The following is a 15,986-nucleotide window of genomic DNA, read 5'->3' on the forward strand; positions in this document are numbered from 1 at the left end:
GGCTCGTCGCGCCCGCCATGTCTCTGATGTTCTCTGATATATAGGTCGTTCGCATTGGCAAAAACCATCATCGAGCTGAAGAAGGCGGATTTGACGCTCGGCAATGCCGCCGCGTCAGTCCATGTGCTGAAGGGGATTGATCTCACGGTCATGGAAGGCGAAGCTATCGGTATCGTCGGCCCCTCCGGCTCCGGCAAATCGACCCTGCTGATGGTGCTGGCCGGCCTCGAAAAGCTCGACAGCGGCGAACTTCTGATCCGCGATACGCCCCTGCACAGCCTGAGCGAGGACCGCATCGCGGATTTCCGCGGCCGCAATATCGGCATCGTATTCCAGTCCTTCCATTTGATCGCCAACATGACGGCGCTGGAAAACGTCGCCGTGCCGCTGGAGCTTGCCAATGTCCGCGATGCCTTCGCTATCGCCCGGCGAGAGCTGGAAGCCGTAGGCCTGGGCGAGCGGCTCAATCACTACCCAGGCCAGCTCTCCGGCGGCGAGCAGCAGCGCGTCGCCATCGCCCGCGCGCTGGCGCCTTCGCCCGCCGTCCTGATCGCCGACGAACCGACAGGCAATCTCGACACCGATACCGGACGGCAGATCGCCGACCTGCTCTTCGCCCAGCAGGCCGAGCGCGGCACGACCATGCTGCTCGTCACCCACGATCCGGCGCTTGCCGCCCGCTGCTCGCGTCAGATCCGTGTCCGCTCCGGCGAAATCGAGAATGACAGTGCGCGCACACGCACCAGCCAGGCAGTGATTGCATGAGCGCGGCGGGATTTCGCCTGACGCTCGCCTTCCGCCTTGCCCTGCGCGAGCTGCGCGGCGGCCTCGGCGGCTTCTACATCTTCCTCGCCTGCATCGCGCTCGGCACGGGAGCGATTGCCGCCGTCAATTCCGTTTCCCGTTCGATTACCGATGCGATCTCGACGCAGGGGCAGTCACTGCTATCAGGCGATGCCCGGTTCGAGCTGCGCAACCGCGAGGCGACGCCGGAGGAATTTGCCTATCTCCAAAGCTTAGGCAAAGTCTCCCGCTCCACCGGACTGCGCTCCATGGCGCGCCTGCCCGACGGCTCCGATCAGGCGCTGGTCGAGGTCAAGGCGGTTGACGATGCCTATCCGCTCTACGGCACCTTCAAGGCCGAGCCGAACCAGCCGCTCGCAACGCTGCTCGCCGCCAGGGATGGCACCTATGGCGCCGTCGTTGCCCCCTTGCTGCTCGAACGCCTGAACCTCAAGATCGGCGACGCCCTGCTGCTCGGAAACACCAAGCTGCGCATCACCGGCACCGTTGAGCGCGAGCCGGACGCCGTCTCCGAAGGCTTCGGCTTTGCGCCGCGCCTGGTGACGAGCCGCGACGCGCTGATTGCCTCCGGCCTGATCACGACAGGCAGCCTCGTCGAGCAGGCCTACCGGATCCGCATGGACAATCCCGCAACGGGCATCCGCAATATCGGCGACCGTGCCAATGCCGCCTTCCCGCAAGCCGGCTGGTCCATCCGCAGCAGCGACCGCGCAGCGCCTCAGCTCGCCGACAATGTCACCCGCTTCTCGCAATTCCTGACGCTCGTCGGCCTGGCGGCTCTCATCGTCGGCGGCGTCGGCGTCGCCAATGCCGTCCGCGCCTTCCTCGATTCCAAACGCACGACCATCGCCACCTTCAAGTGCCTGGGCGCGCCGGCCTTCGTCGTGGTGCTGATCTATCTCATCCAGATCGCCGTCATTGCGCTGGCCGGCATCACCGTCGGCCTTGTTCTCGGCGCCATCGCACCGATGATCGCGTCGCAGTTCATGGCTGAATTCCTGCCGATATCGACGGCGCCGAGGCTTTACCCCGGCGCGCTGACGCTTGCCGCCGTCTTCGGCCTGCTGACGACGCTTGCCTTCGCTATTCCGCCGCTCGGCCATGCCCGCGAGGTGCCGGCGACCGCATTGTTCCGTGAGCAGGGCTTCGAAGCGCGCCGCCTGCCCGGCTGGCCCTATCTGCTTGCCGCCGGCCTGCTGGTGGCGGCACTTGCAGCGCTCGCGATCGTCACCGCCTATGACCGCTTCATCGCGGTCGTCTTCGTCGTGTCGATCGCCGTCGCCTTCGTCATCCTGCGCGTCGTCGCCGCCGCGCTCTCCTGGCTTGCCCGCCGCAGCCCGCGCGTACGCTCGCCCGCGCTACGCCTGGCGATCGGCAATATTCATCGGCCGGGCGCACTCACCTCGTCCGTCGTGCTGTCGCTCGGCCTCGGCCTGGCGCTTCTGGTGACGCTGACACTGATCGACGGCAACATGCGCCAGGAATTGACCGGCCGCATGAGCGAACAGGCGCCGAATTTCTTCTTCGTCGATATTCAGGGGCCGGAACTGGAAGGTTTCCGCAAGATCGTGCTCGCCGAAGATCCTAAGGGCAAGCTCGTCGAGGCGCCGATGCTGCGCGGCCGCATCGTCGCCTTCAACGGCGAGGATGTCACCAAGATGAAGGTGCCGGCCGCCGGGCAATGGGTGCTGCGCGGCGATCGCGGCATCACCTATGCCGAAACCGTGCCGGAAAACACCTCGATCACGGAAGGCAAATGGTGGGACAAGGATTATGGCGGCGAACCGCTGGTCTCCTTTTCCGATGAAGAGGGCAAGGCGCTCGGCCTGAAGCTCGGCGACAAGGTCACCGTCAACGTGCTCGGCCGCAACGTCACCGCCAAGATCGCCAGCTTCCGCAAGGTGCAATGGCAATCGCTGTCGATCAATTTCGTGATGATCTTCTCGCCCAATACCTTCAAGGGCGCCCCGCATGCCTGGCTGGCAACGCTGACCGACACTTCGGCCACCTCCGCTCAGGAAGCTGCGATCCTCCGGAAGGTCACCAATGCCTACCCGACCATCACCAGCGTCCGCGTCAAGGATGCGCTCGATGTCGTCAACACGCTTGTGGGACAGCTCGCCACCGCCATCCGCTCCGCCGCCTCGGTCGCCCTCATCTCATCCGTGCTGGTGCTGGCGGGTGCGCTCGCGGCCGGCAATCGCGCCCGCACCCACGACGCGGTCATCCTCAAGACGCTCGGCGCGACACGAGCGACGCTGATCCGCGCTTTCAGCTACGAATATCTGATCCTCGGCGCGGCAACCGCCATCTTCGCGCTGATCGCAGGCTCCGCATCGGCCTGGTACATCGTCAGCCGCGTCATGCACCTGCCGTCGGCCTTCCTGCCAGACGTCGCCTTCTCGACGCTGATCATCGCCCTGGTGCTGACCGTCGGCATCGGCCTCATCGGTACCTGGCGGATTCTCGGCCAGAAGGCGGCGCCCGTTCTGCGCGAGCTCTGATTCATTACGAACGATGAACCAGAAGCCGGCAAAACGGCTCGATATTACATCGATTTAACATGCGCCAGATCGCTTGACCCTTGTGTATGAGGCACGAAAGCCTCATATTCTGTGCAGGCATGCTGAAGCTCCGCAGCGGCGCCTGGGCTTGAAAGGCCCGACACCGTTCCCAAATCGGAGCTTGAAAGAGGAAAACATGGCTGACTTCCGCAATTACCAAAACCGGACGCAGAGCGGTGCGCAATCCGGTGCGATGATAGACGAGGGCCTTCGAGCCTACATGCTCAAGGTCTATAACCTGATGGCGCTGGGTCTGGCGATCACCGGTGTTGCCGCCTATCTCTCCTTCTCGCTCGCCTTTGCAAACGGACAGATCACGGCCTTCGGCCAGGCGATCTATCTGAGCCCGCTGAAGTGGGTGGTCATCCTGGCCCCGCTGGCAATGGTCTTCTTCCTGAGCTTCAGGATTAACCGCATGAGCGTGGCTGCCGCGACGACGACCTTCTGGGTCTACGCCGCGCTGGTGGGCCTGTCGCTGTCGTCGATCTTCATCATCTACACCGGCCAGAGCGTCGTGCAGACCTTCTTCGTGACCGCCGCCTCCTTCGGCGCGCTGTCGCTCTACGGCTACACGACCAAGCGTGATCTCTCCGCGATGGGCTCGTTCCTGATGATGGGCCTCTTCGGCCTGATCATCGCGTCGCTGGTCAACATCTTCCTGGCTTCGTCCGCCATGCAGTTCGCCATCTCCGTGATCGGCGTCCTGATCTTCGCGGGCCTCACCGCCTACGATACGCAGCGGATCAAGGAAATGTACTATACGGCCGATGATGCGACCGTAGCCGGCCGCAAGGCCATCATGGGCGCCCTGTCGCTCTACCTGGACTTCATCAACCTGTTCATGTTCCTGCTGCAGTTTATGGGCAATCGCCGCTAATCGCACGGCATGAATAAGCAACGGAAAGGCGGCTTCGGCCGCCTTTTTTATTTGCCTGGCTGCCGGCCGTACGATTTGATACCGACGGTCATATCAAGCAGATCAGGCAATAGAAGCAATGTCCGTCAGCCTTCGCAGCGCAACTCCAGACGACCTCCCCCACATCACCGCCATCTACCGGGATTCCGTGTTGAACGGCACGGCGAGCTATGAGCTCACGCCCCCGACCGAAGAGGAGATGGCAGGCCGTTTCCAGGCAATCCGTGAAAAGAACTACCCCTATATCGTCGCCGAGGACGAGGCCGGCGTGTTCCTCGGCTATGCCTATGCCTCATCGTTCCGCACGCGGCCGGCCTATCGCTGGATGGTGGAGGATTCGATCTATCTGGCGGCCGAGGCCCGCGGGCGCGGCGTCGGCAGGCTGCTGCTCGATGCGCTCGTCGAACGCTGCGAGACACTCGGCTTCCGCCAGATGATCGCCGTCATCGGCGGCGCGCATCCCGCCTCCGTCGCCGTGCACCGCGCCGCAGGCTTCACCGAAATCGGCCTCTTGAAGGGCACCGGCTACAAGCACGGCCGATGGCTCGATACCATGCTGATGCAGAAGGCGTTGGGCGAAGGCAACGGCACCGATCCGGATCCGTCGGTCTATCCTGGGACGTTGTTTGGAGGCTAAAGCAGGTCTCATATATGCCGCACCTCTGATACCCCCCTCTGTCCCTGTCGGGACATCTCCCCCACAAGGGGGGGAGATTGTGGGGAGTTTGACGCTCGTTCCTTCCAAATCAACAAACTGCAGTTTCTGCAGATTCGACATTCGCTTGGGGCAAGAGCACGCAACGAGTTACCGATCTCCCCCCTTGTGGGGGAGATGTCACGACAGTGATAGAGGGGGGTGCCGCACTTTCCGCGTGATACACAGCCGATGAAGAGAAACTACTTATCCACCAGCTTCAGCTGCTTGTCGAAAACCTTCAGAACCTGCTGTACCTCGTGGCCGCGCTTCAGGATCATGCCGTTGGTGTTGATGACGGAAAAGGCGCCCTGCTTGGCCGCGAGCTTCGGATTCTTTTCGATGCGGAAGAGCGGCATTTCGCCGGAGCGCTTGAAGACGGAGAAAACCGCCTTCTCCTTCAGGTGGTCGATGGCGTAGTCGCGCCATTCGCCTTCGCCGACCATGCGGCCGTAGATCCATAAAATCGCGTCCAGCTCCCGGCGATGGAAGGTCACCGGTAGCGGATCCTTGCTTTGTTTGTATTCCCTGATATCGACGACGACGGAGGAGTTAGTATCGGCGGAACGGTGTTCGCCGTGTCGCAAATCCGGCTGATCAGTCATCAATCCCCCAGGGGCTATCTCATGACAGGAGAATGACAGTTTGCCTCAGCCACACCAAATTGCAAGTCGGCTGACAGCTCACAATTTCTTTCCCACGCCCGAAAGCATCTCGGCAGTGCCGCATTTCAGACAAAACGACGCCCAATTTACAGGAAGTATAGGGCCAGTTTGACGCCGCCGCGTCAAACGGCCCGGCCGGGGCGCATCGATTAAACCCCAGCCCCGCTGCGTCCTCGCCGGGCACCCCCTCTTTTCGGCGTCAGCCGAAATAGAGACTTTTTGGCGCGAGCCAAAATAGGGAATCTTTTGGCGTCGGCCGAAATAGAGAACTTTTCGAAATTCAGATTCGAAATTCAGAAATGCCGCTCAGCCGTCAGAGCCGATCGTCAGAACCGTTGCTCCAAGAATAGCAGCCGGATCGCCCGAAGGCGTCGACGATTGCAGAAGGACAGCAAGACCTCTTCGGCCGGCCTTATCAAGCACGGTGGAGGGCAGTACCAGGCTCATGGCCTTGCCATCCCACATGCCCACGGTCTCGACATCCGATACGGCATGCATGTAGGCGATCTGCTGGCCGGTGTTTTCACCGCCTTTCGGCGCCACCATCTGCTCCTTGTCGAAATAGACGACGACCACATTGGCCCTGCCCTCACCGGCGCCGATCTTGATCTCGAACTCGTCGCCCTTCGCGGCGGCATTCACCGGAACCGTCAGCCCTTCGCCGTTGCGCTGGAAGTCGTCGAGCTTGACATTGATGGCATTGAGATCGGCGCCGTTCATATGGTCCCTGCCATTGACGATCGCTTGCGGCGTATAGACCCCGCTGCGCCCCATCGTGCGGGCATAGGCATATTGGCGCGCCGTATTGTCCTTGGACGCCATGGTGTCGTTCCAGCCGAGATAGTTCCAATAGTCGACATGATAGGCGAGCGCGACGACATTGCCCTGGCGAATCAGCTTGCGGAACGCCGCATCGGCGGGGGGGCAGGAAGCGCAGCCCTGCGAGGTGAAGAGCTCGACGACGCCCACGATCTTCGACGCCTCCTGCGCGTGCAGCGAACTTGCCAGCGCGATGCCTGCCAGAAGTGGAGCCGAAAATCGAAGGCGCATTTCTATTTTACCTCTGCATCCAATCTCAAGAGCCTTCTGCCCGCATGGGCTCCGAAACACTCATGCTCGTCGAGCGATCATGCTCACATCAAGCCCGAAAAACCTGAAACAAGAGATAATAGTTTAGCGCGATGACGCAAAGTCACGATGGGGTGAGACAAAGGCCGCATAGCAAGAGCGCCGTACACATCCCCGTGAAAAACAAGACGCCGCCGGGAGACTTTTCCCGGCGGCGTGCAAGAGTGGTTCAGACGCCTATCAGGCGGCGAGATCGCGCAGAACGGTCTGCAGGATGCCGCCATTGTTGACGTAGACGACCTCATCGAGCGTATCGATGCGGCAGATGATCGGGATATCGCGAACCGTGCCGTCGCCATAGGTGATCTTGGCGATCTTGCGCTCGCGCGGCTTGATATCAGCCAGGCCTTCGATGGTGACGAGTTCGTCGCCCTTCAGCTCAAGGCTGGCCCAGGTGGTGCCGTCCTCGAAGACGAAGGGGATGACGCCCATGCCAACCAGGTTCGAGCGATGGATGCGCTCGAAGGACTGGGCGACGACGGCGCGCACGCCGAGCAGGTTCGTACCCTTGGCAGCCCAGTCGCGCGACGAGCCGTTACCGTATTCGACGCCGGCGAAGATGACGAGCGGAACGCCCTCGGCCTTGTACTGCATGGCCGCATCGTAGATCGACGTCTCTTCCTTGGACGGATAGTGGATGGTGTAGCCACCCTCCTTGCCGTTCGGGCCGAGCATGTGGTTGCGGATGCGGATGTTGGCGAAGGTGCCGCGCATCATGACCTCATGATTGCCGCGGCGCGTGCCGTACTGGTTGAAGTCGGCAACGCCGACGCCATGGTCGATGAGGTAGGAACCGGCCGGCGAGGCAGCCTTGATCGAACCGGCAGGCGAAATATGGTCGGTGGTGATCTTGTCGCCGAAGAGGCCGAGGACGCGAGCGCCCTTGATGTCGGAAACGCCGGCGCCGGTCTTGCCCATGCCCACGAAGTAGGGCGGGTTCTGCACATAGGTCGAGTTGTCGTCCCAGGTATAGGTCTGGCCCGGAGGAACCTGCACGGCCTGCCAGTTGGCGTCGCCCTTGAAGACGTCGGCATATTTGCTCTCGTAGAGCTCGCGGGTGACGTATTTCTGGATGAACTCCTGAACCTCGTGCGAGGTCGGCCAGATGTCCTTCAGGTAAACGGGCTTGCCGTTCTGGTCTTCGCCGATCGGCTCCTCCGTCAGGTCGATCTGCACCGAGCCGGCGAGCGCATAGGCGACGACGAGCGGCGGCGAGGCCAGGTAGTTGGCCTGGACGTCAGGCGAAATACGGCCTTCGAAGTTACGGTTACCGGAGAGCACGCCCGATACGATCAGGCCCTTGTCATTGATCGTCTTCGAGATCGGCGCCGGCAGCGGGCCGGAATTGCCGATGCAGGTGGTGCAGCCGAAGCCGACCAGATTGAAGCCGAGCTTGTCGAGATCGGCCTGCAGGCCGGACTTGGCGAGATATTCGCCGACGACCTGGGATCCCGGTGCGAGCGAGGTCTTGACCCACGGCTTGGTCTTCAAGCCCTTGGCAACGGCGTTGCGGGCGAGAAGGCCGGCGGCGATCAGCACAGACGGGTTAGACGTGTTGGTGCAGGAGGTGATGGCGGCGATGGCAACGTCACCATGGCCGAGATCGAAATCCGTGCCTTCGACGGCATAGCGGTTCGAAAGCTGGCCGGGCTTCTTGTATTCGGTGTCCAGCGAGGTGGCGAAGCCGGAAGCGATGTTTTCGAGCGCGATACGGCCTTCCGGACGCTTCGGGCCGGCCATCGACGGCACGACATCGTTGAGGTCGAGTTCCAGCGTGTCGGTGAAGACGAGGTCGGAGCCGTCATTGTCGCGCCACATGCCCTGAGCCTTGGAATAGGCTTCGACGAGAGCGATGCGGTCCTTGGCGCGGCCGGACATGTTGAGGTAGTGCAGCGTTTCCTTGTCGACCGGGAAGAAGCCGCAGGTCGCGCCGTATTCCGGACCCATGTTGCCGATGGTGGCGCGGTCGGCGAGCGGCATATTGTCGAGGCCGGGGCCGAAGAATTCGACGAACTTGGAAACGACGCCCTTCTTGCGCAGCATCTGCACGACGGTCAGAACGAGGTCGGTCGCGGTGACGCCTTCCTTGAGCTTGCCGGTCAGTTTGAAGCCGATGACCTCAGGCAGCAGCATGGAGACCGGCTGGCCAAGCATCGCAGCTTCAGCTTCGATACCACCCACGCCCCAGCCGAGAACGCCGAGGCCGTTGATCATGGTCGTGTGGCTGTCGGTGCCGACGCAGGTGTCGGGATAGGCGATCGTTTCGCCGTCCTCTTCCTTCGTCCAGACGGTCTGGCCGAGATATTCGAGATTCACCTGATGACAGATGCCGGTGCCGGGGGGAACGACGCGGAAGTTCTGGAATGCCTGCTGGCCCCACTTCAGGAAGCGGTAGCGCTCGCCGTTGCGCTGGTATTCCAGCTCGACGTTGCGGGCAAAAGCCTGCGGCGTGCCGAATTCGTCGACGATGACGGAGTGGTCGATGACGAGGTCGACGGGAACGAGCGGATTGATCTTTTCCGGATCGCCGCCGAGGGAGACCATCGCGTCGCGCATGGCAGCAAGGTCGACCACGGCCGGGACGCCGGTGAAGTCCTGCATCAGCACGCGCGCCGGGCGATAGGCGATTTCGTTCTCGACGGTGCCCTTGTTGGTCAGCCATTCGGCGACCTGGGCGATATGTTCCTTGGTGACCGACTGCCCGTCTTCAAAACGCAGCAGGTTTTCCAAAAGCACCTTCATGGAATAAGGCAGCTTGGAAACGCCGGGCAGACCATTGGCCTCAGCCTTGGGAAGGCTGAAATAGACATAGTCTTTCCCGCCCACAGTCAGCGTGGAACGACAATTGAAACTGTCAAGAGATTTAGACACGAGATACCCCGTTTCTGATAGCCAACACAGTCGTGCGAACGCCTATGCACTTTATGCACATCAGGATGCGGGTGCGGCCATTTCCGCTGTCCGCACGTAAGGGAAAACCTTAAGTTCGGCGCAAGGATGGAATTCACGCCGACCGCTGGCGTGGTTGCAGGTCTTATAGATAATTTCGTAAAGACTTGCCAGAGTGGCAAAGCGCAAATTTGGACAATTTTTTGCGCGCTGCGGCAACGAGAACGAGGAGAGCCTGGGCGAATGCATCTATGCGCTGAAAATCTGGCGGCAAGGCGGGGTGAAGACCTGATTTTCTCCAATGTTTCCTTTGACTTGGAAGGTGGCGACGCCCTCGTTCTGACCGGGCGCAACGGCTCTGGAAAGTCGACGCTTCTGCGCGTGGTGGCTGGCCTTCTCAGGCAGGAAAAAGGCCGTGTCACATGGAGGGGCAAGGACGACGAATCCGACAGGCCGGCCGGCGAAGCCAGCCACTATCTCGGCCACCGCAATGCGATGAAATCCGAGCTGACCGTCGCCGAAAACCTGACCTTCTGGAAAACCTTTCTCGGCGATATGCCGGGCGGCTTCGGCCTTAATGTCGATGAAGCGGCCGACGCCGTCGGGCTTGCGAACATCACCCATCTGCCCTTCGGCTACCTCTCCGCCGGCCAACAGCGGCGAATCGCTTTCGCAAAGCTCCTCGTCGCCCATCGCCCGATCTGGATACTCGACGAGCCGACGGCGGCGCTGGACAGTTCGTCCGACCAGCTCTTCGCGCAGCTGATCACGGCCCACCAGAAGAATGGCGGCATCGTTCTTGCGGCGACGCATCAACCGCTGGGGTTGGAGAATATGCAGGAGATGCGGATGACGGGGTTTGCCGGGGTGAGCGAGGGGGTGTGGGGATGAAATCGACAATACCGAATTTGCCGAGCCTTCGTCACCCCCCTCGTGCTGCGCATCTTCATGACATCTCCTTCAGGAGAGGCTCATCGCTGCGCGATGAGTTACCCCCCTCTGTCACTATCGTGACATCTCCCCCACAAGGGGGGAGATCGTGGGCGGCAGCTACGTGCCATAAGCAACTTCGATATTGTCTGCGAGTACCGGAAGCCGTTGCGTGGCTTCGAGCGCGCAGCGAGCTTCCGATCTCCCCCCTTGTGGGGGAGATGCCCCAAAGTGGCAGAGGGGGGTGGCGAGAAGCAAACGCTTCTCGCGCCTTGAGCCAGGCGAAAGGCGCTCCCTCCGGCCACTTTGAAAGTCACCGTCCATGACCGCCCTCTTCCTCCGCGACCTCAAACTTTCGGTGCGCGCCGGTGGCGGGGCGTTGATCGGCATCCTCTTCTTTCTGACCGTCGTCGCCGTCATTCCCTTCGGCGTCGGCCCCGACCTCAAGCTTCTCTCGCGCATCGGCCCGGCCATCGTCTGGATCGGCGCGCTGCTGGCGAGCCTTCTCGGCCTCGACCGGCTGTTCCAGGCCGAACGCGACGACGGTTCGCTCGACCTGCTCGTCATGCAGGAAACGCCGCTGGTCCTCACGGTCTTCATCAAATGTGCGGCGCATTGGGTGGCGACCGGCCTGCCCCTCGTCATCGCCTCGCCGCTGCTCGGTCTCTTTATGAATATGAACGAGACGGCGATTGCCGCCACGGCGCTGACCCTGCTCGTCGGCTCGCCGGCGATCACCTTCATCGGCGCGGTCGGTGCCGCCGTCGCCGTGGCGCTGCCGCGCGGCGGGCTGCTGGTCTCCATTCTGGTGCTGCCGCTCACCATTCCCGTGCTGATTTTCGGCGTCAGCGCCACCTATGCCGCCGTCGAGGGACCGCAACCCTTCCTGCCGCCCTTCCTGATCCTGATCGCGCTGACTTTGTTCTTCGCCGTCATCGGCCCAGCCGCCGCCGCCCTTGCCTTGCGGAACACGACTGATTGATCAGAGCAATTCCAGGAAAAGTGCGAAGCGGTTTTCCGTCCGGAATTGCGAGACAATAAAAGGATAGAGCGTTTTCGCGTTTCGAGGAAAAGCGGAAAGGCTCTAACGGAGATACTGTTTCGTCGATCTGAGACAATGCTGTCGATTGCCGCAAAAGCCATATCGGGTTAAACAAGCCGCATGAGCGATATCAGCCCTGCGATCAGCCGATTTTCCGACCTCGCCAACCCCACGCGGTTTCTGGCCTTTTCGGCGCGTCTCATTCCCTGGCTGGCGGTCATCTCGGCCGTGCTTCTCGCGATCGGCCTCTATTTGTCCTTTACGACCGCCGGCGATTACCAGCAGGGCGATACCGTCCGCATCATGTATATTCACGTTCCGGCCGCCTGGCTTTCGATGATGTGCTACACGATCATGAGCATGTCGGCGATCGGCACGCTGGTCTGGCGCCATCCGCTGGCCGATGTCGCCGGCAAGACGGCCGCCCCGCTCGGCGCCGCCTTCACGCTGATCGCGCTGGTCACCGGCTCGCTCTGGGGCAAGCCGATGTGGGGCACCTATTGGGTCTGGGATGCGCGCCTGACCTCGGTCTTCATCCTGTTCCTGATGTATCTCGGCCTGATCGCGCTGAACCGCGCCATGGACGATCCGTCCAAGGCCGCGCGCGTCGCCTCGATCCTGACGCTGGTCGGCTTCATCAATATTCCGATCATCAAGTTCTCCGTGGATTGGTGGAACACGCTGCATCAGTCGGAAAGCATCATGCGCCTGGACGGCCCCGCCATCGACGCGGAATTCCTCCGGCCGCTCTTCGTCATGGCGCTCGCCTTCACGCTGCTGTTCTTCACGCTGCACCTGATGGCGATCCGCAACGAGATCTGGCGCCGCCGCATCGCCGCACAGCGCCGCATCGCCGCGCGCATGGCGGGCCGGGAGGAATAGCATGACGCATCCCTTCTACGTTTACGGCTCCTATGGCTTTGCCGCGATCATGATCCTCGCCGTCATCGCCTGGACCTGGGTAGACGGGCGCCTGCGCCGCCGCGAGCTGGCAGCACTGGAGGCATCGGGGATCCGTCGCCGCTCGCAGCGCACGCCCGAGGGCGAGACGAAATGACGGCCGATGCCGACAACAAGAATGGCGTAAAATCGAGCGGCACCGCGCGCTATCTGCTGGCGCTGATCCCGCTCATCGTCTTTGCCTGCATCGCCTTTGCCGTCGGCAAGGTCATGTATGACCAGGAAGTGCACGGCACCGATATCTCGGCCATCCCCTCGGCCCTGATCGGCACCAAGGCGCCCAAGCTTGCGCTCGCGCCGCTTGAGGGTTCCAACCTGCCGGCGCTGACCGATGACGCCATCAAGGGCAAGCTGACGCTCGTCAATGTCTTCGCCTCCTGGTGCATCCCCTGCCGCGACGAGCATCCGGTGCTGAAGGAGCTTGCCAAGATCGGTCAGCTCAACATCGTGGCGATCAACTACAAGGACACGAGCGAGAACGCGCTCCGCTTCCTCGGCGAACTCGGCAATCCCTATAACGCCATCGGCATCGACGCGAACGGCTCCGCCGCCATCGACTGGGGCGTCTACGGCATTCCGGAATCCTACCTCGTCTCCCCCGACGGCACGATCCTCTACAAACAAGTCGGCCCCTTCACGCCGACCAGCCTGAAGGAAGGGCTTTATCCGGCGATAGCGAAGGCGCGGGAGAAGCCGGCAACTTAGACACCTTCTCTCCTCGGAGAAGGCGGCAGCAACAACAACCCGCCCTCGTGGTTCGAGGCTTCAGCCCTGCGGGCTTCCGCACCTCACCATGAGGGCTAATCTCTGTCCATCAACCGCTAGAGCGTTTCTGACTTTGTTAGAATCGTGGATTGAACTAAGCCGCTGATCGCGGCGATTTGAGGCAGGCTTTGACGAGAGCGCCCTGACTGAGAGGATGGTTGTGTTGCAACCCACCCTTCAGACAGGAGGCCCCGATGGCTGAGATGAGCCCTCTTCGCCGCCGGATGATTGAGGACATGACGGTCCGCAATTTGTCCCCGGCGACCCAACGATCCTACATCAGTGCAGTCCGGAAGTTCAGCCGCTATTTCGCCCGATCGCCTGATCGGCTCGATCTTGACGATATTCGTAGCTTCCAGGTTTACCTCGTCTCAACCGGGATATCCTGGGCATCGTTGAACCAGATTGTATGCGCTCTTCGGTTTTTCTATGGGATCACTCTGGGTCAGGACGATGTCCCCGAGCGGATCCCGTACGCGCGCGAGCCACGGAAACTTCCTGTTATTCTGTCGGCGGACGAAGTGGTGCAATTTCTTGAGGCCGTCTCCAGTCTGAAGGCGCGCGTGGCGCTGACTACGGCTTATGCTGCTGGCCTCAGGGTCGGTGAGGTCTGCGGACTGAAGGTCGAGGATGTCGACAGCTCCCGCATGGTGATGCATGTTCGCCATGGTAAAGGCGCCAAAGCCCGATACGTTATGCTGTCGACAGAACTGCTCGGCATCCTGCGCAGCTATTGGCGTCTATCGCGCCCCACGGCATTCCTTTTTCCAGGGCGTGATGCCGACAAACCGATCGAACCGACAGTCTTGAATGCCGCTTGCCGATCGGCGGTTGCCGCAACGGGTCTTTCAAAACGCGTCACCGTTCATACGTTGCGGCATTCCTTTGCCACTCACCTACTGGAGAATGGCACTGACATCCGGATCATCCAGGTCCTGCTCGGCCATGCCCATCTGTCGAGCACGGCACACTATACGCAGGTTTCCACCGACACGATCCGATCAACAGCCAGCCCACTTGATCTGTTGCAGCTGGAGGTGACGCCGCCGGGATCGTAAATCGGTTGCGCCCGACCTTCGAAGTCGCCGACATCTTCCGGCGACATGGGGACTCTTATAGGTGGGAGAACGTCGGTCATCTTGGCCGCGGCGAACGACGCGTCATGGGCGCGATAGAAGCTTGCCGGACACCCAGGCTCGGGGGTCACGTCGATGCCTGCGACGAGTGCGGCAAGACCCGCATCTCTTACAATTCCTGCCGTAACCGCCACTGCCCGAAGTGTCAGGGCGCGGCTCGCAAGGAGTGGGTCGACGCACGCGTCGCCGATCTCTTGCCAGTCCCATACTTCCATGTGGTCTTCACGCTACCGCGTGGCGTCGCCGAGATCGCCTTCCAGAACAAGGCGGTCGTCTATGCATTGCTGATGCGGATCTCAGCCGAGACGCTGCAGACCATCGCGGCCAACCCCAAATGGCTGGGCGCCGAGATCGGCGTCACCGCCGTCCTTCACACTTGGGGCCAGGCGATGACCCACCATCCCCATGCCCATTGTCTCGTGCCGGGCGGCGGTCTTTCACCAGACAGATCAAGGTGGGTCGCGTGCCGACCGGGCTTCTTTCTACCCGTTCGGGTGTTGTCACGCCTGTTTCGGCGACTCTTTCTGACCGCCCTCGCTGAAGCTTTCGCCCAAGGTGAGCTGCACTTCGTCAACGAACTCGCTCATCTCAACGACGACAACACATTCACCTGCCATCTCTCGCGCGCTCGCAGCATCGAATGGGTCGTCTATGCCAAGCCGCCCTTCGGTGGGCCGGACCAGGTGCTTGCCTATCTCGGCCGCTACACCCATCGTGTCGCTATCGCAAACAGCCGTATCGTTCATGCCGATGGCGACCACGTCGCCTTCCGATGGAAGGATTATCGTGGCAATGGTCGCGACCGTGACAAGATCATGCGCCTTCGTCCCTACGAGTTCATTCGGCGCTTTCTCCTTCATGTAATTCCGGATGGTTTCCACCGCATGCGCCACTTCGGCTTTCTCGCCAATTGTCATCGGCGGGATCGTATCAGTCTCTGCAGAAGCCTCCTCGGCCAGCCATCACCAACAGGCGGGCAACCCCATTCAGCCAAATCGCAGCAAACGCACTCCTACGAATGCCCCGACTGCCGGCGCCCCATGCGTAGGACAGGCGTCAACGTTGCACCAGTTGCGCCCCTCCGACCTTCATCCTTCCGGTGCGATACATCATGACGCCCGACAATCCGCGCCACGTTATACGACCACAGACCCAGCGCATCTCCAGCGTGCGATATCGCTTGACCTTAGCCAGGTCAAAAGACCGCCGGTACCGACCCATTTCGCAAATAGATCCCCGAAACGTACGGCAAACCGCTCCTGAAAGCGTACATTCGACCTATCTTCCCGATGGACCGGCCGTGGCTAAATTGTTCCCGGTACCGCTCCGGCGGGCGTGCTCTAAAATTCCCCATAGCAGCGTCAAACTACCCGCGCCTTAGTTCAATCCGGCTTACATGAGGTCGCCCGAATTCGCCGGACCGCCTGATGCGCCCTCAAATAACCCTCCAGATTCCCTTTTGGGTTCGAATGTGATTCAAGATGCTGGCTGAG

At 61.5% G+C, this 15,986-nt stretch carries 14 protein-coding genes; 11 read left to right on the top strand and 3 right to left on the bottom strand.

Going from position 1 to position 15,986, the window contains the following annotated elements:
• Nucleotides 1-54 precede the first annotated feature (54 nt).
• The 4 genes from CCGE531_RS17885 to CCGE531_RS17900 all read left to right on the top strand — a co-directional run bounded on the left by CCGE531_RS17885 (nucleotide 55) and on the right by CCGE531_RS17900 (nucleotide 4,921).
• Nucleotides 55-765: an ABC transporter ATP-binding protein gene (locus tag CCGE531_RS17885; RefSeq protein WP_120665736.1), complete on the top strand. Its 711-nt coding sequence runs from the start codon at nucleotides 55-57 to the stop codon at nucleotides 763-765.
• Nucleotides 762-3,308: an ABC transporter permease gene (locus CCGE531_RS17890; protein WP_120665739.1), complete on the top strand. Its 2,547-nt coding sequence runs from the start codon at nucleotides 762-764 to the stop codon at nucleotides 3,306-3,308. Before CCGE531_RS17885 ends, CCGE531_RS17890 begins: the two co-directional genes overlap by 4 nt.
• A gap of 196 nt (nucleotides 3,309-3,504) precedes the next feature.
• Nucleotides 3,505-4,245 (top strand): Bax inhibitor-1/YccA family protein, encoded by a 741-nt coding sequence (locus tag CCGE531_RS17895; protein ID WP_120665742.1) that lies wholly within the window; start codon nucleotides 3,505-3,507, stop codon nucleotides 4,243-4,245.
• A gap of 118 nt (nucleotides 4,246-4,363) precedes the next feature.
• Nucleotides 4,364-4,921 (top strand): GNAT family N-acetyltransferase, encoded by a 558-nt coding sequence (locus CCGE531_RS17900; protein ID WP_120665745.1) that lies wholly within the window; start codon nucleotides 4,364-4,366, stop codon nucleotides 4,919-4,921.
• A 260-nt stretch (nucleotides 4,922-5,181) separates the two neighbouring features.
• Here the strand turns inward: CCGE531_RS17900 and CCGE531_RS17905 are convergent, their stop codons facing one another.
• The 3 genes from CCGE531_RS17905 to acnA form a co-directional block, all read right to left on the bottom strand.
• Nucleotides 5,182-5,583: a DUF2794 domain-containing protein gene (locus tag CCGE531_RS17905; RefSeq protein WP_120665748.1), complete on the bottom strand. Its 402-nt coding sequence runs from the start codon at nucleotides 5,581-5,583 to the stop codon at nucleotides 5,182-5,184.
• A gap of 366 nt (nucleotides 5,584-5,949) precedes the next feature.
• Complete coding sequence (locus CCGE531_RS17910) at nucleotides 5,950-6,693, bottom strand: thioredoxin family protein (protein WP_120665751.1); 744 nt, start codon at nucleotides 6,691-6,693, stop codon at nucleotides 5,950-5,952.
• 258 nt (nucleotides 6,694-6,951) lie between these two features.
• Nucleotides 6,952-9,642 (bottom strand): aconitate hydratase AcnA, encoded by a 2,691-nt coding sequence (gene acnA, locus CCGE531_RS17915; RefSeq protein ID WP_120665753.1) that lies wholly within the window; start codon nucleotides 9,640-9,642, stop codon nucleotides 6,952-6,954.
• Between the two features lie 261 nt (nucleotides 9,643-9,903).
• Here acnA and ccmA point away from each other — a divergent pair, with 261 nt between their 5' ends.
• From ccmA to CCGE531_RS17950, 7 genes are all read left to right on the top strand, one after another.
• Nucleotides 9,904-10,551: a heme ABC exporter ATP-binding protein CcmA gene (gene ccmA / locus CCGE531_RS17920; RefSeq protein ID WP_120665756.1), complete on the top strand. Its 648-nt coding sequence runs from the start codon at nucleotides 9,904-9,906 to the stop codon at nucleotides 10,549-10,551.
• Between the two features lie 361 nt (nucleotides 10,552-10,912).
• Nucleotides 10,913-11,572 (top strand): heme exporter protein CcmB, encoded by a 660-nt coding sequence (gene ccmB / locus CCGE531_RS17925; protein WP_120665759.1) that lies wholly within the window; start codon nucleotides 10,913-10,915, stop codon nucleotides 11,570-11,572.
• Between the two features lie 180 nt (nucleotides 11,573-11,752).
• A complete protein-coding gene (locus CCGE531_RS17930; RefSeq protein ID WP_120665762.1) occupies nucleotides 11,753-12,514 on the top strand; it encodes a heme ABC transporter permease in 762 nt (253 codons plus the stop codon).
• 1 nt (nucleotide 12,515) lies between these two features.
• Complete coding sequence (gene ccmD / locus CCGE531_RS17935) at nucleotides 12,516-12,689, top strand: heme exporter protein CcmD (RefSeq protein ID WP_120665765.1); 174 nt, start codon at nucleotides 12,516-12,518, stop codon at nucleotides 12,687-12,689.
• Nucleotides 12,686-13,297, top strand: a complete 612-nt coding sequence (locus CCGE531_RS17940; RefSeq protein WP_120665768.1) for a DsbE family thiol:disulfide interchange protein — start codon at nucleotides 12,686-12,688, stop codon at nucleotides 13,295-13,297. Before ccmD ends, CCGE531_RS17940 begins: the two co-directional genes overlap by 4 nt.
• Nucleotides 13,298-13,551: 254 nt before the next feature.
• A complete protein-coding gene (locus CCGE531_RS17945) occupies nucleotides 13,552-14,415 on the top strand; it encodes a tyrosine-type recombinase/integrase (protein ID WP_120662595.1) in 864 nt (287 codons plus the stop codon).
• Nucleotides 14,416-14,420: 5 nt separating this feature from the next.
• The gene (locus tag CCGE531_RS17950) at nucleotides 14,421-15,608 is read left to right on the top strand and encodes an IS91 family transposase (protein ID WP_120662594.1); all 1,188 of its coding nucleotides are present in this window, start codon (nucleotides 14,421-14,423) and stop codon (nucleotides 15,606-15,608) included.
• The last annotated feature ends 378 nt before the right edge of the window (nucleotides 15,609-15,986 follow it).

It is taken from the genome of Rhizobium sp. CCGE531 (assembly GCF_003627795.1).
Classification (GTDB): Bacteria; Pseudomonadota; Alphaproteobacteria; order Rhizobiales; family Rhizobiaceae; genus Rhizobium.